This is a genomic window from Rivularia sp. UHCC 0363 (genome assembly GCF_034931125.1).
Taxonomy (GTDB): domain Bacteria; phylum Cyanobacteriota; class Cyanobacteriia; order Cyanobacteriales; family Nostocaceae; genus Rivularia.
This window is the reverse complement of sequence record NZ_JAYGHM010000017.1, coordinates 2,243-22,587: the sequence shown is the minus strand read 5'-3', so window position 1 is coordinate 22,587 and position 20,345 is coordinate 2,243. Positions and strand designations below refer to the sequence as shown.

Below are 20,345 nucleotides of genomic sequence, written 5' to 3'. Positions count from 1 at the left end.
AGTCGCTAGAAATCATCTTTCAAACAGAACCTTAGTCCCTATAAATATATTAATTAGTATCTAGGGAACAAGATGCGGACATTACAGATATATTCCAATTACCAATTACCAATTACCGATTACCAATTACCGATTACCAATTACCAATTCCTCATGCCCGATGCTCAACAATATAAAGTTACTGTAAATAACCAGGAACAAACCACTAACTTAGCTACGTCTAGTTTCGTATACAAGTGGCACTGTTAACATTCTATTTATCCCAATTAAGTATATAGTATGGGATGATATATTCGTTGTATTTGATTATTTTAGGGCGCTATTACCAAGAACAGAAAATATTCAATATTATAGGCGTTGTAATCTAATTCAAACTAGTACAGTATGGCGTAAATCAAGCAAAAATTAAATACTCGATAATGGCTGATTCTATAAGGTTTTTACCTTCTGCCTTCGGGTACTAAACATATCTTAATTATTCGTAAACTAATAACCGATATAGGTAATGCTATGACTTCTATTAAAGGTAATTCTACCACTAATCAAATGCGGATATTCGTTGTTTTACTATTAACTAGTATTATATCCGTTGCGAGTGAGTCCGCAGTGATAAAAAGCGCGATCGCAAATCCAGTTGTTGTTCCTACCCAAGACTACTTAGTTAACACCGAAAAAAATCTTGTTAGTCAACAGCAAAACAACTCCCAAACCATTATTCAGGTACAGACACAAAATATTCGCAGCGGTTTACCTGTGGTAGTAGCGAATGCTGTAATTAAAGATGTGTCTAACCGCGAAAAAATCCCTCAACCTAAATTAACAATTGTAGATTACAGTCAACAAACATGGCGTAATGGATGCTTGGAAGTACTTAAACCTGGTGAAATGTGTACCCAAGCTTTGGTTCCCGGTTATCAGGTTACGGTATCCGATGGTAGTCAAAAATGGACTTATCATACTAATAAAGATGGACGTAATTTACGTTTAGCATCGGGAGATTCTGCTTCACAACTACCCGAATCTGTCAAATCGCAGGTAATTAGAGATGCTTCTCAACGCTTACAGCAGCCGGTTTCTAACTTTTTCATCATGCAGACAAAGCAGACAACCTGGAAGGATGGTTGTTTGGAATTAGGAGATGCTAACACCATTTGCTCTCAAGTTTTGGTTCCCGGTTGGCGAGTTATTGTTGGTACCAAGGGACAAAGTTTGGTTTACCATACCAATAATAATGGTTCGGTTATTAAGCTAAATGAAAAAGCTAGTGAAATTACTGACAACGGTTTACCCGCTCAATTAAAAGATACTGTTTTACAAGCCGCAGCTAAATTTACTGGTACTTCTCGACTCAGCGTTACGAAAGCCGAACAAGTCACCTTTACCGATAGCTGTTTGAATTTGGGAGGTCCCACTGAATCTTGTTTGAGAGCAGACCAGCAGGGATGGAAAGTTACCGTCAAAGGTGCAAGCCAAGTTTTGGTTTATCACGCTTCCACTAATTTAAATCAAGTTCGTTTGAATGCAGAAGCAAGCGATTTAAAATTACCTAAAAGCGTTGGTAATGCTGTCTTAAAAGAAGCTGAAAAAATTTCTGGTTTATCCGCAAAAAAATTTAAAATAGTTTCCTTCAAACCAGCGAATTGGCAATATGGTTGTGAAGATTTTAGCTTCAACAATCCCTGTGACAGAAATGCTGTTTCCGGTTGGGAAGTAACAGTCAGCGGATCGCAAAATTTGGTATTTTTAACTGATGCAACGGGAAATCAAGTTAAAATAGCCAATCAAAATCAATCACAATCTGGATTACCTCAAATAGTTGCCGATGCGATTCTTCGAGATGCTTCTCAATGGTCGGGTTTATCTCAGGGGAACCTCCGCATTGTCAACAGCGAGCGTAAAATTTGGGATAATCCCTGTTACTTAACCTTCAACCGCATTTGCAACAAAGCTTTTATTCGTACTCCCGGTTGGATAGTTACGGTAGAGGCAAATAATCAAACTTGGATTTACCATGCTAACGATAACGCTTCGATAGTGACTCTTGACCGTAGCCTGAGTTTAACCGAAAGAGCCGTTGCAGTAATTAAACAAGATGCATCAAGACGTTCTCAAGGTAGATCCTCTGCTTTTAAAATGCGGATTATTGAAGTTGAACAACTCAATGAAAGAAAAGACAACGTTCCTTTAATGAAAGCGACCGTATCCGACGGTAAAGAAAGCTGGACTTACCGCTTTAAGCAAGACGGTTCGGAGTTTGAACTCAACGCAACCGCAAATTTACCTCAATCTATTGAAAATGCGGTATTAACCGATGTCAGAAACCGCATCACACGAGGAACCTTAGTTTCTCCCAGTAATATTGTAGAAGTCAAACAGGTAACTTGGCGTAATGGATGTTTGGGTATAGTCAATGAGCGGCAACGAAGTTATTGTTTTTACAGACTTGTAGATGGCTACCGAGTAACCGTAAAAGTTGGTTCCGAACAATTCGTTTACCATACTGATAGTAAATCCAGAGTAATTTTAAACGAAACCGCGAGCAGAATAAATGGGAATCAAGCTATTTTACCCGTCAGAATTCCCCGCAACGAACTACCATCACCCTTAACTAGAGGAGTTGTATTTCGTCAAATCAGCAGCGGTGGTTTTGCCGGACAAACTTACGAAACCGTTTTATTAGATGATGGTCGGATAATTCGCGATCGCGTGGGTGATATGAATGATGCTCAGCGTAGCGTCCGTCAGGTTTCCCGTCAACAGGTAAGCAACTTTCAAAAATTATTACAGCAACAGAGCGACGAATTCAACAATCTGAGTTATCCTGCATCCCCAGGTTCCGCAGATTACATTACCTACACCTTAACTAGCCGTAATGGTACGGTTCAATTTAACGATACTTCCCGCGATAATCTATCCGCAGATTTACTGAGTGTATTGGAAACTTGGAATCAACTTTTGAATAGTTAAAAATGGGGCATCCCAAATTTGAATAAATACTTTATCCCACACCCTGGAAGGGTGCGGCTACAAAAACGAAGCCCACCTACGTGGGCTGGCACTCGTAGCCCTTTTGTGCGAAATTGGGATGCTCCCGTTAAGAATGGGGTATGGGAACACATAAGTAGTGTCCGCGATCTTGCTCCCTGGTAATAATAGCGACCAAGATGGTGGCACTACAAATTACCTGAAAATAAAGAGAATTCCCACAACCCCCCCTTGAAAAAGCAGGGCTTTTTGTAAATTCCAATGCCCAATCCCCAAATTGTTATATCTTTTGATATATTGACTAACGTGGTAAATATTTGTGTGAACAGATGAGCGATCGCACTTGGGTGCTGGAATCTCACAATCGGTCAAGTGAGGAGATGTTTTACTATTTTGCTTACGGTTCCTGTATGTGTCCGGTGGATTTGAAGCGCACGATGGGTGAAAGTACTCACCATTATGTAATGGGTGCGGGAATTCTTAACGGTTATAGATTAGGATTTTACCGTTATAGTACTTTCCGTAAATGTGGTGTGTTGGATGTGGTTAAAGATTCCAGTAGTACGGTACATGGAGTACTTTATCGACTACCTTTAAGACTCAGTGAAAGTTTGGATAAACGCGAAGATGTACCCCGTGGTGGCTATCGTCAAGAGTCTGTAGATATTGATTTTCAAGGAAAGGTATATAAAAACGTCCGCACCTATGTGGTAGTAAACAAACTTTTGTCAGAAATTGCACCCAATGATTGGTATTTCAACGTTGTATTGCGGGGTGCGACTACCTGTAAGCTACCTGAAGAGTATTGTTGGAGTTTGTTTAATCATATGCACGGTTTGCAGTCATCTCAATTAAGTAAGTTGGCACAAATAAACCGAACTATGTAACAAAATGTAAATTGGATTAAAAGCCTTACTCCCTACTCCCTACTCCCTCGTCCTAATTACAATTTTCAACGCCAACCTACTTATCAATAGAGAATAAACATAATCTATTAATCTATGTTCCCTATTCCCTTCTAAAATAATATCCATCTAAAGAATGAAGACGACAAAATCAAAAAGAGAGTATGTACTTAATATAAGTAAATAAATGCTATCTAGTGATTAAAATACGCCTGAAAAAAACATTCATGAGTGTACTTATTTACCATTAGCAGTATTCAGCTACTTAAGTAACTATAAATAAACAAAAAAAATCTTTATGGTAAGTACTCCTCCATCTCAAGCTAGTAGCGATCAATATAAAGTAGAAAATCCGGAAGCTGAAGTTAAAGCGATTGTGGAAACTCCAGATTCAGATGCCGATATTAACTTGGAGTTTCTCTACACCAGAGATATTGAATTTCGTCAAGAAACTATTTATTTTATTGTTGTTGACCGTTTTAATGATGGCAATCCGAACAATAATAAAGGGTTTAATTCCGATCTTTATAACCCCGATCGCACAGAATGGGGCAAGTATTGGGGTGGGGATATCAAAGGAATTATTGATAAGTTAGATTATTTGAGAAATTTGGGAGTTACGGCTCTTTGGTTAACTCCTTTGTTTGAGCAAGTAGAGGAATTGTTTATTGAAAGTGCAGCGATTCATGGTTATTGGACTAAGGATTTTAAACGCTTGAATCCTCGTTTTATTGCTCCTGATGATGACCCTTCTCTAAATAAAACTCAAGATACGAGAAACACTATCTTCGATCGTTTGATTGAAGAATTGCACAAGCGTAATATGAAGCTGATATTAGATATTGTGTGCAATCATAGCAGTCCCGATACTGGTGGTCATAAAGGTCAATTGTACGATGATGGCGTGAAAATTGCCGATTTCAATGACGATAAAAACAATTGGTATCATCATTACGGTGAAGTAAGTAATTGGGAAGATGAATGGCAAGTTCAAAACTGTGAATTGTCAGGTTTAGCAACTTTTAATGAGAATAATATTGAGTATAGAAATTATATCAAGTCAGCTATTAAGCAGTGGTTAGATCGAGGAGTTGATGCTTTAAGGATAGATACAGTTAAACATATGCCGATTTGGTTTTGGCAAGAGTTTAACAGCGAAATGTACAATCATAAACCAGATGTATTTATCTTTGGGGAATGGATTTACAGCCGTCCAGATGACGACCTTTGTGTAGAATTCGTCAATAATTCTGGGATGACGATACTTGATTTTGGCTTGTGCATCGCACTGCGTCAAGCTTTGGGAAGCAATGATGAAGCAGGGTTTTATTTGGTTAATGATATTTTAAAAGAGGATTATCGCTACAACAGTGCAACAGAGTTAATAACTTTTATCGATAATCATGATATGCACCGCTTCTTGACTCTTAACCCAGATGTCGATAATTTGCGCTTAGCAATTGACTTTTTAATGACCAGTCGGGGAATTCCCTGTTTATTCTACGGTACCGAACAATATCTGCATAACGATACTAACGGCGATCATAACGTTTACGGTAACAATGACCCATACAACCGTCCGATGATGGATCAATGGGATACCGAAACTCCGCTTTATTGGGATGTGCGGAAACTTTCGGGATTGCGTCGTTTGAATCCAGCGATATCGATGGGTAGTCAGTGGGAGAAATATATTACACCAGATACTTTCTGTTATGTGCGCCGCTATAATGAGTCGCGCTGCTTTGTAGCCTTGAATAGAGGCGATGCTGTTACCGTGGGAGAAGTCGATACTGAGTTACCCGATAGAGAACATACCTGCGTATTAACCGGGCGTAAATTTGAAGTTAAAGATGGAAAAATTTATAACTTTGAACTTGGTTCAAAAGAGGCGATCGTTATTAGTCATGTAGGGGAAAGAATAAAAGCACAAACAATAGTTAGAGCGCAATTAAATGGGGTACAAACCCAACTTGGTGAAAAAATTGTCGTAATTGGTGATTGTCCAGAATTAGGTCATTGGGATATTAGCAAAGCATATCCTTTAGAGTATATTAATTCTAATACTTGGTTTGCGGAAATTCCCTTTAATGAAAGTGCCGGAAAACTGATCACTTATAAATATGTCATCTTACGCGAAGGGACTTCACCTTTACGAGAAAACTTGTTATCTCGTCGTTGGGTAATTGCGAATGAAGGTACCGTAAAATGGCGCGATACTTGGGCTTCGGGTAGAGAGGCTTGATCGGTGAGCAGCGAGCAGTGAAGAGTTATCAATTTTTGATGTAAACAATTTACCCGGCGACTGGAAGTCGCGGCTACACAGGCAAAACCCGCCTGCGCGGGTTAGAATGTTGAAGTCCACGTAGGTGGACTTTGCTTGTGTAGCTGCGGTTTCAACCGCCGATTACTCTACTCAATTCCAACAAAGCATCTTCAAATCCAGGAATAGTTACTAAATGATTCGAGAGAAAAATCTGCTTGCTTAGATAATCAAATTTACCTTGAGCATTTTGATAAGGATGACTGTAACATTCAAGTTGACGAACTTGTAAATTGACAATCCAATAATTTGTAATTTTAGCTTCTGCGTACACAGCTAACTTTGTTGTTTGGTCATAATTTAAAGTACTATCAGAAATTTCGATAACTAGTAAAATATCTTCAGCATAGGGATGATGAGCAAGATAATCTTCATCTTTTCCCCTTGCAATAACTACATCTGGTTCGGGTTCGCTATTATCTAAAAGTGTAACTGGATCTTGTCCGCGAATAACTGCTTTATCTCCTAAAAGTCTATCCAATTGACGGCAAAGAATAGAACTACATACAGTGTGAAATGTTCCTTTTGCAGCCATTTGAATCAGTTCTCCTCGAATCAACTCAATTTTATCTCCCTCCGTTAAAAAACCGAGTTCAATCAGCCGATGATATTCGTCGATTGTAAATCGCTTTGGTGTAACAATCATGGGAGAACTGTAATTTACTGCTTTTATTTTAAATTGTATGTCAGCAAAATATTTTGTGTTTAATTGTGTACGACCCATGAGAAGAGGTAAAATCGAATGTCGGATTTTAGGCACTGGCTTTTGAATTGCAATCCGTTCTGCATACTCCCAAGCTGGTGAATTCTCAATACATGGCAATTTGAGGAATTATTTCAAGTTGATAATTTGGGATACTGAGGTTGTCATTAGCTAAGGCGAAGAATAGCTTTGATTTTTAGTATTATACAGCGCTCAAAATTCTTTGCAGTACTTTGCTCAAGCTAATTTAAAATAAGTAATATATATTAATCCTTAACTACCAAAAATAAACAATTAGTAGTAAAAGTATAAAAAACATCTATTATCTATGAAAATTAGCCTGTGTACAATTGTCAAAAACGAAGAATCAACGCTATCAAAGTGTTTGAGTAGCGCCAAAAAGTTTGTCAACGAAATAGTAATATTAGACACTGGTTCCACCGATAAGACCGTAAGTATTGCTCAAGGATATGGTGCCAAGGTACATCATTTTGAATGGTGTAATGACTTTAGCGCTGCTCGTAATGAAGCTTTAAAGTATGTTACGGGTGATTGGGTTTTGGTATTAGATGCCGATGAAACTTTAGCCCCAGAAATTATACCGCAATTGCGAGAAGCAATACAAAGAGAAGAATATCTGCTGATTAACTTAGTACGTGACGAAATTGGTGCGGTACAATCTCCTTATTCTATGGTATCGCGGCTGTTTCGCAACCATGCCGATATTCATTTTTCGCGCCCCTATCACGCTTTAGTTGATGATAGTGTTTCCGAAATTTTACGTAAAGAACCGCATTGGCAGATAGGTTATATACAAGGGATAGCAATTCTACATTCGGGTTATCAACAAAGCGAAATTCTGAAAAAAAATAAATTAGTTAAAGCTCAAGCAGCAATGGAAGAGTTTTTCGCAAATAATCCCCATGATGCTTATGTTTGCAGTAAATTGGGAGCATTATACATAGATTTGGGGAACATTTCTCAAAGTATCCAGTTGCTATCGAAGGGAGTTACCCTTGCTGAGGACAATTATGAGATTTTGTACGAACTTTACTATCATTTGGGTATCGCTTACACTCGGTTAAAAAATTCTCATCAGGCTATTTCTCATTATAAAGCTGCAATTAAACTGCCGATTTATCCGCTACTTAAATTAGGAGCATATAACAATCTCGGCAATATACTCAAAGCGATTGGAGATTTAAACGGTGCTAAAACAGCTTACGAAACAACTTTAAAAATAGACCCGGCTTTTGTTACCGGATATTACAATTTAGGAATGACATTGAAAGCAATGGGTTTATTTAGAGATGCGATCGCAGCTTACGTTAAAGCTATCGATTTAAATCCAAATTATGCTCAATGTTATCAGAATTTAGGCGTTGTATTATTAAAATCTGGTTATGTAGAAGATAGTTTAACGGCATTTAGAGAAGCAATTAATTTACATGAGAAGCAGAATAACTCTTCTGAAGCGCAACAGTTGCGTAAAGGGTTAAAGGAGATGGGTTTGGAAGTTAATAGCTAGTACTGCCGGAGTTATTAATCAGCTTCATCAGCGTCATCCATTTAATCCGTGTTAGGAGTTACAAAAATAATTATGATATCTACAGACAATAAAAATATGGGTAAAGTCACAACCACAATTAAAGTTACTAATCAAATCGACTTAACCTTGGCCGAAAGAGGGTTTATTCCTACAGAACAAATTCGCTCGATAATATTAAATGATGTCTTAGTTGACACCGGAGCAACGAGACTTTGCTTACCTAAAAACATTATTCTTGAGTTAGGATTACCCATGCAAGGGGAAGCAGACGTAAAAATAGCCATAGGAGTGCAAAAAGTTCGTATTTTTAAAATGCTAAACCTTTCTGTGGAAGGGAGAGAAGGAGTATTTAACTGCATCGAATTACCAGATGATTCCGATCCATTATTAGGATTAATACCTTTAGAAGATTTGGGTTTGGAACCCGATTTAAACAATCAAAAATTAAGGGTTTTACCGCAACAGGGGAAAGATACTTATTTAATGGTTTTATAATTTTAACTGTATCTTTCTAACTAGGATCGAGAAAAGTTTTCCGTTAATAAAGATTCGTCTGTATAATCGCTGAGTAATACTGTCAAATGGTTTAAAAATGGTTTTTCTCTATCAGCAAAGGATTTGAAAATTTGTATTTTTTATTCTAAGGTATTAGGGGCTTTAAGTATATCTTGGAGATTCGCAATTCTTCTAGCTAATGCATGATCGCGAACCTCTTCAACTTCATCATTAGCTAATTGTTGGAATAAAGTTTCAGGTATATTAGGGTTGGCTGCCACACTTCTGCGAATCTCCCAATTTTCATGGGTTGCGAGTTGTTCGAGTAAGGGGATAGAAACTAATTTATCATGGAAAATTGCATATTGTCGTACATTAAAACAGATTTTTTCATTGGTAGCCAGTTCCTCAAGAGTAGCTACAGATGTATTAGGATTATCAGCTATTTCTTCAAGAATCGCCCCGCATTCATTTTCGTAATTAGCTAACTCATCAAGTATGCTAGTAGGTGTACTGGGATTACTTGCTAAAGCATGACGAACACCATCATCTTGCTTATGTTTTGCTAACGCTTCAAACAGCAAATATACTGGTGTTTTGGGATTGTATAATACGTGCCAGTAAACTTCAAAATTTTCATTTTTAGCTAATTGCTCTAGTAGAGCTACAGGAGTATTAGCATTGGGATTGACGAAATTAAATGCGACAGCTTGACGAACTTTAACATTTTCATGTGTGGCTAAAATTTCTAATACTTTAACCGGAGTGTTGTGATTAAAAGCAACTTCTCGACAAATTTCATTATCTTCATCAGCAGCTAAATATTCTAATGCGGTGGCTGGTGTATTAGGATTTTGTGCTACTTCTAAACGAATCCATTTTAATTTATCGTAAGCTAATATTTGAAGTACTTTAGCAGGCGTATTTTTGTTTCTAGCGATTTCACCACGAACCCGCATATCTGAGCTTTCAACCATTTTTATCGCTGTTTCTTGCCTTAATTTTATTTTACTTGCTATTATTACTGATTTTCCGTGATTAAAAGCAATTGTACTAAAAACTCTGCGTTACTTTGCGCCTACCTTCCATTCCTTTGCGTTAAAAAAACAGTTACCAGCTAAAGTTAATAACTGATAACTGCTCGCTGCTAACCGTTAACCGATTTAACAAATTTCTCCAATCGATCCATCCCTTTTTCAATTGTTGCCATATCGGTGGCGTAAGATAAACGAATGTTATTATCTGCACCGAAGGCTACACCGGGAATTACTGCTACTTGATGCTCTTCTAACAAAGTTTTACAGAATTCCAAAGATTTCAATCCAGTTTCGCTGATGTCTGGAAATAAATAAAATGCACCATCGGGTTGAGCGCATTTTAATCCGGGAATCGCGTTGATTCTTTCTAACATCACTTTGCGACGTTTTGCGAAAGCTTGACGCATTTCCTCCACGCAATCTTGAGAACCTTGCAAAGCTGCGATCGCACCATATTGAGCAAAGGTACACACGTTTGATGTACTATGACCTTGAACGGTTGTAGCGGCTTTAATTAACTCTACAGGTGCTGCTAAATAACCCAAACGCCATCCTGTCATCGAGTAACCTTTGGCAAAACCGTTACTAACAATGGTGCGAGCAAAAATTTCGTCGTTAAGGGAACCGATACTCAGATGTTTTGCACCGTCGTAGAGAATTTTTTCGTAAATCTCGTCGGAAACAACTAAAATATCTTTTTCAACGATTACATCTGCTAAAGCTTTAATTTCTTCGGGAGTATACACCATTCCTGTAGGGTTAGATGGTGAATTCAACACGAATAATTTAGTCTTTGAAGTAATGGCGCTTCTTAAAATATCTGGCTGAATTTTATACCCAGTTTTCTCATCCGTCATCACAATTACTGGGTTGCCGCCGACCAACTTAACCATTTCCGGATAGCTTACCCAATAAGGTGCAGGGATAATTACCTCATCACCCGGTTCAATCAAAGCCTGCATCAAATTAAACAGAGAATGTTTTCCACCGTTAGTCACGATGATATTTTCTGCTTGATAATCCAGATGATTTTCCGATCGCAACTTCTGAGCGATCGCCTTTCTTAATTCAGGTTCCCCTGCTGCGGGTCCATACTTTGTTTTACCATCATCCAACGCTTTCTTTGCAGCAGCCTTAACATGGGCTGGGGAATCAAAATCTGGTTCCCCAGCGCTAAAACTACAAACATCAATACCTTCTGCCTTCATGGCTTTTGCTTTCGCGGCGATCGCCAAAGTTAGAGAAGGCGATACCTGACTAATTCTTGCTGCCAGCTTCATCTTTACTTCACACTTCTTTATTCTTTAACAATATCTTATTATTCCTTGATTCGGATTTCACATTTTGGATTAACAAGCATTGGGTAATTTAATCTACACCTTAATTCCTCGTTAGCTAAGTAGTAATTTTGGGAAAACTGTAAATAGAACTGCTAGTAAAACTCACCAAAAAAGTGTTAGGCAAATTTTTTACGAGTTTAGATCGACATAAAACATATATTACCGAGTATTCGGGGAATTTCTACCGTTTTCTTACTCAGCGTCCATCACGGACTATTAAAGCAACAGCAGTCCTAACTACGTTATTATTTATACCCCAAATCTTAATAACTTGCCGAGCGTATAATCAATTTCAAAATATAGTTGTATACGAATTAAAGCTACAAAACCTAAGTAATGAAATTATCTATCTTGATGAAGTTCTAACTATGTCAGCACGTATGAATGCTGCAACAGGTAACAGAATGTGGGAAAAAAGATATCGACAATTTGAACCAAAGCTAGATGCCATTATCAAAAAATCAATTAAACTAGCACCAAAAGTATATTCGAGTGAAAATGCAAAAAAGACCGATATCGCAAATCAAAAATTAGTGCAAATGGAATACCAATCTTTCGATTTGGTGCAAAACGGTAAAAGCCAAGCAGCACAAGCACTGCTATTAAGCGAGCGATATCAATCGGAGAAACAAAAATATAATAATGGTGTAACAGAAATAAATCGCGCCATCTCCGAACAACTTCAAAGTAAAATAATTAAATATCGCAATCAATTATTGTTTAGTAGTTTATTTTCTGCTTTCAGTTTAGTCCTGTTAATTCCCGCGTGGCTGATAGTGTTACGGTTATTAAATGAATATTTCAAACAGCGTCAGTTAGCTCAAAATGAACTACAAAAAACCAATCAAGAACTTGAAATTAGAGTTCAAGCAAGAACGCAAGAATTAAACGATAAAAATATTCAGATTCAAGAAACTTTCAAACAACTTCAGGATACTCAAATACAGTTGATTCATACAGAAAAAATGTCCGGTTTGGGTCAATTAGTTGGAGGTGTGGCTCACGAAATTAATAATCCCGTAACTTTTATTGATGGAAATATTACATTTGCGAAGCAATATGCTCAAAATTTATTAAATCTGTTAGAACTTTATCAAAAGCATTTTCCCGATCCTCCAATGGAAATTCAAGACGAAATCAAGGGTGTTGATCTTAATTTTATCAAAGAAGATATTTTTAAACTTCATGATTCTATGGAAGTAGGAACCCAACGCATTCGCGATATTGTGCTTTCGTTACGTAACTTCTCTCGTCTGGATGAAGCGGATTTTAAACAAGTGGATATTCACCAAGGTATCGACAGCACTTTGATGATTCTTCAAAATCGTTTTAACATAAAAACAGATGTTCCAGAAATCGCTATTATCAAAGAATATAATCAACTTCCTTTAATTGAATGCTATCCCAGTCAATTGAATCAAGCTTTGATCAATATTTTTTCTAATGCTGTTGATGCTTTGGAAACGCAAATAGATAATCAAAATCAATCTTTTGTTCCTCAAATTCGCATCAGTACAGAATTATCTGGTAACAACCAAGCAATAATTCGGATTGCTGATAATGGTTGTGGAATCACACAAAAAGTGCATTCAAAATTATTTGACCCATTTTTTACAACTAAACCTGTTGGTTATGGTACTGGGTTAGGATTATCTATTGCTTATAAGATTATAGTTTCAAAGCACAACGGTAAATTATCTTGTAGCTCAGAATTAGGAAAAGGAACAGAATTTATCATTGAAATTCCAATAACTCAATAAATAATCATATTTCAGGATTAAAACTCTTAGTACTGCTGCGCGTTTTGCCTTGTTGTACTAGTTAGAAAATATCTGCTTACGCTAGTTTATAGAAGATTTCAATGATGATTACAAGCTTTTATTCTTGCACAAACTCATTCATTATTAATATCTAAAATTGGAAATCCCCCTCAAATAAAAGGGGGACTTGATATAAAAAAATTAAGCCACGGTCACATCTTTACTTAAGTAGACATCCTGAATAGCGTGGAATAATTTAACACCTTCTGCAAAAGGACGCTGAAATGCTTTGCGTCCGGAAATTAACCCGGTTCCTCCAGCACGTTTGTTAATAATGGCAGTACGTACCGCTTCTGCAAAGTCATTTTTACCGGCTGCACCACCAGAATTGATTAATCCAGCACGTCCGCAGTAGCAATTAAGTACTTGGTAGCGAGTTAAATCGATAGGGTGATCTGTGGTTAATTCGGTATAAACTTTATCGTGAGTTTTTCCGTAACTTGTACCGATCGCCTTAGCAACTGCACCGTATCCATTGTTGTTTTCGGGCAATTTTTGCTTAATAATATCGGCTTCGATTGTTACACCCAAATGATTGGCTTGAGATGTTAAATCAGCGGAGAGATGATAGTCTTTATCTTGTTTGAAAGCATTGTTACGCAGATAGCACCACAATATAGTTACCATTCCTAACTCGTGAGCGCGTTTGAAAGCTTTACTAACTTCTTGGATTTGTCTAGTAGAATTATCAGAACCAAAGTATATTGTGGCACCGACAGCAGCAGCACCTAAATTCCAAGCTTGCTCTACATCACCAAACATAATTTGGTCGTACTGATTCGGAACGCTGAGTAATTCGTTGTGATTTATTTTGACAATGAAAGGAATTTTGTGAGCATATTTACGGGAAACTATTGCTAAAACTCCCAACGTGGAAGCGACAGCATTACAACCCGCTTCGATGGCAAGTTTGACAATGTTTTCGGGGTCGAAGTACATTGGGTTTGGTGCAAAGGAAGCCCCTGCTGAGTGTTCGATACCTTGGTCTACAGGTAAAATTGACAGATAACCTGTATTCGCAAGTCTTCCTGTAGAGTATAGTGCTTGCAGATTACGCAATACTTGGGGATTTCTATCGCTCAAACTCCAAATTCTATCGACAAAATCGCTTCCCGGTAGGTGGAGCATATCTTGAGAAACTTTTGCTTTGTAGGTAAGCAGATCTTTGGCTTCGTTACCTAATAAGGATTCGATAAAATCGGGTACAGATGTGATACTGGTCATGATATTTTATTTATTGAGTTCCATCTTTGATGGTAGCTATGCTAAGGCTAACGAACCTGTATCGGAAGTTTGACAATAACTATTTTTTTATCTCTCTTGTTACCTCAATCCCTATTTTCGTCACATAAATGTCTATATTGACAATTAACTTCTGCATTCCGATATTAATACAAAATTGCGTTTCGGTTTGCACTACAGTTTCAGGTTTATGTCCTACGGACACGCGCTTGTTGACCGCATTATCTAAATCCCGCTGTACATCAGCTTAAAAACGTAATTGGTTAATTTGTCTTGCGATCCAGCTTTTAGAGCTTGGTAAAGTTCTTGATCAGCTTGACGTATTACATAACAAGCATCATCATTTTCTAAGCTACCACCGACCTGATACTGATAATTGATAATTGATAATTTTAGAATCACCATTTATATCATTCATTAATTTACAGACTTCAAAGCTTTATTTATAACCTTAAGAATTGTAAAATATAAAAATATAATGTAGTTGGAATTAGCAAGATATTAACTCACCTTTGACCTATATAACTGATATGTCTTTTGAATATACCGATGCATTTATCGCGATCGCAACTGTTAATTTTGAAAAATTAGTCGATTTTTATATAAAATTTCTGGGTCAAAACCCTACTAACTATATTCCCAATGTATACGCTGAGTTTCAGATTTCTGCTTTAAAATTAAGTATTTTTCATCCCAAATCATCGCACGCTGCTGAATTTAATGATTCTTTCAGAAGCTATATGAGTTTATGTTTGGAAGTAAATAATTTAGAAAGTGTCATGTATCACCTCGAAACATTAGGTCATCCACCTTTTGGTCATGTTATCAATGCTTCTCACGGTAAAGAAATTTACGCTTATGATATTGATGGAAATCGAATTATTTTACATCAGTCCCATAAAAAAGGTTAGAGGTCAAAGGTTAAAGGTTAGAGGTCAAAGGTTAGAGGTTAAAGGTTAGAGGTCAAAGGTTAGAGGTTAAAGGTCAAAGGTTGAATTTCTATCTTAATTAGGTGCAGATAATTATAAGGCTATATACTTTAGTTTAATTACTATATTTAGTTAACTAACAAAAATAATGGCTATAACTCAAAACTATAAATTAAATCTCATTCAATGGTATCCCGGTCATATTGCCAAAGCGGAGAGACAACTTAAAGAACAACTCAAGTCAGTTGATGTAGTCTTAGAAGTAAGAGATGCTCGAATTCCCATATCAACTCATCATCCCCAAGTTTCTGAATGGATCGGAAACAAAGCCAGGTTGTTGATACTCAATCGCTTAGATATGATCTCACCACAAGCTAAAGAATTATGGACGGAATACTTTAGAACTCATAATGAAATTCCCTTTTGTACTAATGCTCAAGAAGGAAAAGGAATAATTGCAGTTTCCAAAGCAGCGCAATTTGCGGGAAGTGCGGTTAATGAACGACGCAAAGAACGCGGAATGTTACCTCGTCCGATACGTGCTGTAGTCATCGGTTTTCCTAATGTGGGAAAATCAGCTTTGATAAATCGTTTATTGGGAAAACGTGTAGTACAAAGCGCTGCTCGTCCCGGTGTAACTCGTTCCCTCCGGTGGGTGAGAATTTCCAAGGAATTAGAACTATTAGATTCTCCCGGTATCATACCTCTGAAGTTGGAAAATCAAGAAGCAGCTTTAAAATTAGCGATTTGCGATGATATTGGGGAAGCATCCTATGACAATCAAAAAGTAGCAGCAGTATTCATCGATATAGTTGGTGAGTTGCAAGAAACGGCTCCCAAAATATTACCAGAAAATCCTTTTTTGTCCCGTTACAATCTCGAATCAACACCATATACCGGGGAAGAATACCTGTTAGCTTTAGCAGAACATAAATATCAAGGTGATGTAGAACGTAGTGCCAGACATATTTTAACCGATTATCGTAAAGGTCTTTTAGGAAAATTTCCTTTAGAAATTCCAGAATCAATTATCGTTGATGATTATTCCCTGCTCTAGCTTTCAAGATTAACATTGTCCCGGCTGTAAATAAGATGCCGAGAAACAGGTTTTTTGGACTAATGCTTTTTCCGCTTTCCTGTACCAAAGTTACTTCTAATATTAAGGAAGGTAATAATATTCCTGTGGGAAGTAACCAACGGTAAAAGTTCAATTTCCTTTTGGCTAATGTAGTTAACAGCGCTAAGCAAAGTCCTAAAGGAATAAATGTTAGTCCGTAATAAAAAAATCTTTTTTCTTTGGGTATTAGATCGAGTAAGTTTAATGTATGAATATTCGCAACTCGATCTACATAAATTGTGAGCAATGAATTTGAATAGGTAATAACTATTCGATGCGGTTTTAAATCGTTAAAGACATTCGGAACTTTTAGTTTTACATCAGAAGCATTTGCACCTGTAAGCGGAGTCCTTACCCGAAATACTAAACCGCTTTCCTGTTGTCCCAAGGTAAAATTACGTCGAAAAGAATCTTGAGAAAGTGAGATGATTCGCGCAGGTCCGGTTTGCTCTTTTTTAGTACTAGTAATTGTGGTGCTGATAGCAAATTGAGAAGAATTACTGATACTTTTACTTAAATGTGAAACGGGAAATGCTGTTTGCAACCAACGATTAGGACTTAATAAGACTCCTTTTTCATTTTGAGTTGTTGATTCCCCGTACCATTGTAAATCCGGCTGTTTCCCCGTTTGATCTCGATATGGAGCTTTTCCGGTAAATTTATAAGAAGCAACTACTGTTCCTAAATTTGGAGATTCATTACTTTGGGAAAACACTTGTTTTACTTGGTTTTGATCAAAGGCTTTATCAGTAATATTAAGCTCGGAAATATATCCTTCCCAACCTCTATCACCAGTTGCTTCGTTTCCAATAACTAATGGAAAATCAGAATTCCAACCGCTTAATGTGGTTGTAGCTTGCCAAGGAATTGTCACTAAAAATGCTAGAGTAATATAACCTGCAAAAAACAAGATTATTTTACTAGTTGAGTTACTAGCTTCATTAGTTTCAATTCTTTGCAATATAGCTTTGAAATTTCTAGAATTTAAAATATAAAAGCCAATTAATCCTAAAAATCCCCCCGATGTATTATTAAAAATATCGGCAGGTGTCGGCGCTCTTGAAGGTAACAAAATTTGTAATAATTCGACCGTTAATGATAAAGCCGCGCAGATTAGAATTACCGTAAAAATCTGCGAAACCAATTTAAATCTTTTTTCTAAGAAACCCGTCAAGCCAAACCCTAAAGGTAAAAATAGCAGAACATTATTTACTTGATCTTTAAAAAAACTATTGTTATCGAAGCTATTAACCAATTCTCCCCATGAAAATTTACTATCTGGTAATGAAAAGTTAAATGGATAGAGAGTTGCTATTAATACTGCGAATATGCTGAAAATCGCTAGAATCAAAAATCGAGAAATTCTTGGTTGATTTAATGCAGGTAGAGAAGTATGGTGCCGTTTCATTTACTTAAGATAAATAAAGAGTTTTCAAAATTAAATCGTTACAAAAAATACTTGAACTGCCGTCATTACAGATTCATTTTTGTTCATTTGAACTAATCCGATTAATTAAACTTGATTGTAGCGCTTCTTTTTATGTTGTTTCTTCATATATAGGAATTATGATCGCTGTTGTGTAAAGAATTAATAAAGTCTTCCAATTAATTTATCTTGTGTATTGAGTCAAGCAAGCAGCATGAGAAATGCCGACCATAAAGCCAAATTCGGTCATAATAAAGCAACTAGATCGGCGAATTCGATCGCATCTGAGCTTTTACAGCCAATGGTTGCTTGTACAAGAGTTATAGTTGTCGGAGTGCCGTATGCAGTGTCATAAATGGAATGTGTTGGTTTTAAAATTCTAGAACCTCAATATACCTATTTGACCGTAGCATCCGGCTTTCTGCACCCGTTTAATCATTGCTTCGAGAATTAACTAAGCCCAGCCATGACCGAGTTGAAACTGCGTCTCCAACGGGGAAATATCCAAAAAACGGTAACGGTAGATCAAGATATTTTTATCGTCGGTAGGTTGCAAGAATGCAACCTATGTCTACCTTTTGGAGGTGTTTCTCGTAGTCATACCCGTTTCACCAAAAAGAAAAATGGTATGTGGATGGTGGAAGATTTGGGTAGCAAAAATGGCACAATTTTAAACGAACAGCCCGTAACTTCCCCTACAGTGATTTCTCATGGTGATGTAATTTGGGTAGGAGATATTTCTCTAGTGGTGCTTTTGAGCCTTCCTCCTCAACCAGTGGTAACTAAATATGAGGGATTTTCTGAAGGTAAAACAATACTTCGTAATGTTGAGCAATTACAAGAACAGTGGATAGACGCTGATAGTAAAGACGGTAACATCCTTAATAAAGATAAAACCATTGCTCGTTTAAAGGATTTGGTAGATATAGCGAAAAATCTATCGGGAGCTACTTCTATTGAAGAAATTTTTTCTCAAGTACAGCAAGTTGTATTTCGCTATCTTAATAGTATTGACCGTTTAGCACTATTAATAGATGTTCAAAATGGCGACAAATTGGTATTAATGAATGCTGCTAGTAGAAATGTTAATAATAAACAGCAATTAATGGCTGACGATAGCTGGATCAGTCGCAGTATATGTCAGCAAGTATTTGAAGAAAAAGTTGCCATTCAATCAGCAGATACCCATCAAGACGACCGATTTGCGGAAGAACACAGCGTTTTTCTCAAAGGAATTCGCAGCGCGATCGCAGTACCTTTATGGGATGAAAGTAAGGTTGTCGGTGTACTTTACGCGGATGCAAGTTTTTCTTCTTATCACTGGGTAAAAGAAGGCTCCGAAGACCTCAGTTTTTTCTCAACTTTAGGAAATTTAGTTTCTTCTAGCGTCCAACGTTGGTTATTACTTGAAAAGCTAAAAAATGAAGAGATAATCAGACAAAGATTAGAACGCTATCACTCACCAGCAGTTGTACAGCAGTTAATTGCTTTAGGAACTTTACCCGATGGACGTTTACCACCCAAAGAAAGCGAAATTAGCATTTTATTTGCCGATGTTGTAGGGTTTACGGCAATGTCGGAAAGGTTCACTCCTACGGAAATTGCGGAATTACTCAACAAGCTATTTGAGGAAATGTTACAAGAAGTATTCGGTTGCGGTGGTACTTTGGATAAATATATCGGTGATTGCATTATGGCATTTTTCGGCGCACCCGAACCGCAAGCAGACCATGCAGATAGAGCTGTAGCGGCCGCAATGGGAATGTTAACCCGTTTAGAAAACCTAAATTTCAATCATTTTTGGCAAGAACCCTTAGAGTTAAGAATTGCTATCAATAGTGGTAAAGCTGTAGTAGGTGATGTCGGTAGTTCCCAAAGAGTAGAATATACAGCTTTGGGTGCAACAATTAACTTAGCAGCACGTATGGAAGGAGTTTGCAATCCCGGTGAATGTGTTGTTAGCGAAGAAACCTACAATATGCTTAGCAAACCCCATATGTTTCAACCAATGGGGAAATATCGCTTTAAAGGTATTAATAGATTAGTTAAAGTCTATCAAAATCGCAAAACAAGAAATCGTATTGGTATTATTTAATATGATGATTCCTTAGTATCAGTTTTGCTTTGACCGATAAATGCTTGAAATAAATTAATAACTAAGTTGTAAATTGCTGCACCTACCAAAATCAGCATCAAACTAGCAAGACCGCTGAAAGGAGATATGATGAATAATAACAACATCCCGAATACAATAATTGCTATCAATTGCCGATTCATATTTAATACTTCCAATATCAATATTTTTATTTAACAACAAGATATCTAAAATTTCTTGCACCCCCAGGAATAATTATTATCCCTCATAAGTAATAACTTAATCTCTCGTTACAAGGTTCCACCTTGTAATGTAATTAAAGAAGGCTCTGCCTTCAACCTAAATTCAATCTAAACTGAAGGCAGAGCCTTTAATTATG

The 20,345-nt window shown here is 37.0% G+C and carries 17 protein-coding genes; 10 read left to right on the top strand and 7 right to left on the bottom strand.

All coding sequences use genetic code 11. The annotated features are described in order from the left end of the window. Window positions 1-510 precede the first annotated feature (510 nt). The 3 genes from VB797_RS11850 to VB797_RS11840 all read left to right on the top strand — a co-directional run bounded on the left by VB797_RS11850 (window position 511) and on the right by VB797_RS11840 (window position 6,135). On the top strand, window positions 511-2,967 hold the full coding sequence (locus VB797_RS11850) for a hypothetical protein (protein WP_323237885.1): 2,457 nt from the start codon (window positions 511-513) through the stop codon (window positions 2,965-2,967). A 347-nt stretch (window positions 2,968-3,314) separates the two neighbouring features. Then, entirely contained in the window at window positions 3,315-3,872 is a 558-nt protein-coding gene (locus VB797_RS11845) for a gamma-glutamylcyclotransferase (RefSeq protein WP_323237884.1), read from the top strand. Window positions 3,873-4,188: 316 nt separating this feature from the next. Continuing rightward, entirely contained in the window at window positions 4,189-6,135 is a 1,947-nt protein-coding gene (locus VB797_RS11840; protein ID WP_323237883.1) for an alpha-amylase family glycosyl hydrolase, read from the top strand. 151 nt (window positions 6,136-6,286) lie between these two features. Here the strand turns inward: VB797_RS11840 and VB797_RS11835 are convergent, their stop codons facing one another. Then, window positions 6,287-6,859 (bottom strand): Uma2 family endonuclease, encoded by a 573-nt coding sequence (locus VB797_RS11835; protein ID WP_323237882.1) that lies wholly within the window; start codon window positions 6,857-6,859, stop codon window positions 6,287-6,289. 385 nt (window positions 6,860-7,244) lie between these two features. Here VB797_RS11835 and VB797_RS11830 point away from each other — a divergent pair, with 385 nt between their 5' ends. Next, on the top strand, window positions 7,245-8,444 hold the full coding sequence (locus VB797_RS11830; RefSeq protein WP_323237881.1) for a glycosyltransferase: 1,200 nt from the start codon (window positions 7,245-7,247) through the stop codon (window positions 8,442-8,444). Between the two features lie 72 nt (window positions 8,445-8,516). Next, a complete protein-coding gene (locus tag VB797_RS11825; RefSeq protein ID WP_323237880.1) occupies window positions 8,517-8,960 on the top strand; it encodes an aspartyl protease family protein in 444 nt (147 codons plus the stop codon). Between the two features lie 140 nt (window positions 8,961-9,100). Here VB797_RS11825 and VB797_RS11820 read toward each other — a convergent pair whose 3' ends face one another. Together VB797_RS11820 and VB797_RS11815 are read right to left on the bottom strand one after the other, a co-directional pair. Next, window positions 9,101-9,937 (bottom strand): hypothetical protein, encoded by an 837-nt coding sequence (locus tag VB797_RS11820; RefSeq protein WP_323237879.1) that lies wholly within the window; start codon window positions 9,935-9,937, stop codon window positions 9,101-9,103. A 170-nt stretch (window positions 9,938-10,107) separates the two neighbouring features. Next, window positions 10,108-11,277: a pyridoxal phosphate-dependent aminotransferase gene (locus VB797_RS11815; protein ID WP_323237878.1), complete on the bottom strand. Its 1,170-nt coding sequence runs from the start codon at window positions 11,275-11,277 to the stop codon at window positions 10,108-10,110. 428 nt (window positions 11,278-11,705) lie between these two features. Between VB797_RS11815 and VB797_RS11810 the strand changes: the two genes are divergently transcribed. Then, window positions 11,706-13,097 (top strand): sensor histidine kinase, encoded by a 1,392-nt coding sequence (locus tag VB797_RS11810; protein ID WP_323237877.1) that lies wholly within the window; start codon window positions 11,706-11,708, stop codon window positions 13,095-13,097. A gap of 201 nt (window positions 13,098-13,298) precedes the next feature. On the opposite strand, the gene VB797_RS11805 is transcribed toward VB797_RS11810, so the two are convergent. Further along, window positions 13,299-14,381: a class I fructose-bisphosphate aldolase gene (locus tag VB797_RS11805; RefSeq protein ID WP_323237876.1), complete on the bottom strand. Its 1,083-nt coding sequence runs from the start codon at window positions 14,379-14,381 to the stop codon at window positions 13,299-13,301. Between the two features lie 243 nt (window positions 14,382-14,624). Then, window positions 14,625-14,804, bottom strand: coding sequence for a hypothetical protein (locus VB797_RS11800; RefSeq protein ID WP_323237875.1), 180 nt, complete (start codon window positions 14,802-14,804; stop codon window positions 14,625-14,627). A 125-nt stretch (window positions 14,805-14,929) separates the two neighbouring features. Between VB797_RS11800 and VB797_RS11795 the strand changes: the two genes are divergently transcribed. Next, complete coding sequence (locus VB797_RS11795; protein ID WP_323237874.1) at window positions 14,930-15,310, top strand: VOC family protein; 381 nt, start codon at window positions 14,930-14,932, stop codon at window positions 15,308-15,310. 166 nt (window positions 15,311-15,476) lie between these two features. Further along, a complete protein-coding gene (gene ylqF / locus VB797_RS11790) occupies window positions 15,477-16,385 on the top strand; it encodes a ribosome biogenesis GTPase YlqF (RefSeq protein ID WP_323237873.1) in 909 nt (302 codons plus the stop codon). Here the strand turns inward: ylqF and VB797_RS11785 are convergent. Beyond that, window positions 16,357-17,853: a VanZ family protein gene (locus tag VB797_RS11785; protein WP_323237872.1), complete on the bottom strand. Its 1,497-nt coding sequence runs from the start codon at window positions 17,851-17,853 to the stop codon at window positions 16,357-16,359. The genes ylqF and VB797_RS11785 overlap by 29 nt on opposite strands. Before the next feature lie 232 nt (window positions 17,854-18,085). Here VB797_RS11785 and VB797_RS11780 point away from each other — a divergent pair, with 232 nt between their 5' ends. Together VB797_RS11780 and VB797_RS11775 are read left to right on the top strand one after the other, a co-directional pair. Continuing rightward, window positions 18,086-18,226 (top strand): hypothetical protein, encoded by a 141-nt coding sequence (locus VB797_RS11780; RefSeq protein ID WP_323237871.1) that lies wholly within the window; start codon window positions 18,086-18,088, stop codon window positions 18,224-18,226. Window positions 18,227-18,337: 111 nt separating this feature from the next. Continuing rightward, window positions 18,338-19,966, top strand: a complete 1,629-nt coding sequence (locus VB797_RS11775; protein ID WP_323237870.1) for an adenylate/guanylate cyclase domain-containing protein — start codon at window positions 18,338-18,340, stop codon at window positions 19,964-19,966. Here the strand turns inward: VB797_RS11775 and VB797_RS11770 are convergent. Further along, window positions 19,963-20,148, bottom strand: a complete 186-nt coding sequence (locus VB797_RS11770) for a hypothetical protein (RefSeq protein ID WP_323237869.1) — start codon at window positions 20,146-20,148, stop codon at window positions 19,963-19,965. The genes VB797_RS11775 and VB797_RS11770 overlap by 4 nt on opposite strands. Window positions 20,149-20,345 lie beyond the last annotated feature (197 nt).

Bases quoted from the DNA above. Each gene is read 5' to 3' on its own strand.
- VB797_RS11850 (WP_323237885.1), top strand. From the start codon at position 511: ATGACTTCTATTAAAGGTAATTCTACCACTAATCAAATGCGGATATTC.
- VB797_RS11845 (WP_323237884.1), top strand. From the start codon at position 3,315: ATGAGCGATCGCACTTGGGTGCTGGAATCTCACAATCGGTCAAGTGAG.
- VB797_RS11840 (WP_323237883.1), top strand. From the start codon at position 4,189: ATGGTAAGTACTCCTCCATCTCAAGCTAGTAGCGATCAATATAAAGTA.
- VB797_RS11835 (WP_323237882.1), bottom strand. From the start codon at position 6,859: ATGATTGTTACACCAAAGCGATTTACAATCGACGAATATCATCGGCTG.
- VB797_RS11830 (WP_323237881.1), top strand. From the start codon at position 7,245: ATGAAAATTAGCCTGTGTACAATTGTCAAAAACGAAGAATCAACGCTA.
- VB797_RS11825 (WP_323237880.1), top strand. From the start codon at position 8,517: ATGATATCTACAGACAATAAAAATATGGGTAAAGTCACAACCACAATT.
- VB797_RS11820 (WP_323237879.1), bottom strand. From the start codon at position 9,937: ATGGTTGAAAGCTCAGATATGCGGGTTCGTGGTGAAATCGCTAGAAAC.
- VB797_RS11815 (WP_323237878.1), bottom strand. From the start codon at position 11,277: ATGAAGCTGGCAGCAAGAATTAGTCAGGTATCGCCTTCTCTAACTTTG.
- VB797_RS11810 (WP_323237877.1), top strand. From the start codon at position 11,706: ATGTCAGCACGTATGAATGCTGCAACAGGTAACAGAATGTGGGAAAAA.
- VB797_RS11805 (WP_323237876.1), bottom strand. From the start codon at position 14,381: ATGACCAGTATCACATCTGTACCCGATTTTATCGAATCCTTATTAGGT.
- VB797_RS11800 (WP_323237875.1), bottom strand. From the start codon at position 14,804: ATGGTGATTCTAAAATTATCAATTATCAATTATCAGTATCAGGTCGGT.
- VB797_RS11795 (WP_323237874.1), top strand. From the start codon at position 14,930: ATGTCTTTTGAATATACCGATGCATTTATCGCGATCGCAACTGTTAAT.
- ylqF (WP_323237873.1), top strand. From the start codon at position 15,477: ATGGCTATAACTCAAAACTATAAATTAAATCTCATTCAATGGTATCCC.
- VB797_RS11785 (WP_323237872.1), bottom strand. From the start codon at position 17,853: ATGAAACGGCACCATACTTCTCTACCTGCATTAAATCAACCAAGAATT.
- VB797_RS11780 (WP_323237871.1), top strand. From the start codon at position 18,086: ATGAGAAATGCCGACCATAAAGCCAAATTCGGTCATAATAAAGCAACT.
- VB797_RS11775 (WP_323237870.1), top strand. From the start codon at position 18,338: ATGACCGAGTTGAAACTGCGTCTCCAACGGGGAAATATCCAAAAAACG.
- VB797_RS11770 (WP_323237869.1), bottom strand. From the start codon at position 20,148: ATGAATCGGCAATTGATAGCAATTATTGTATTCGGGATGTTGTTATTA.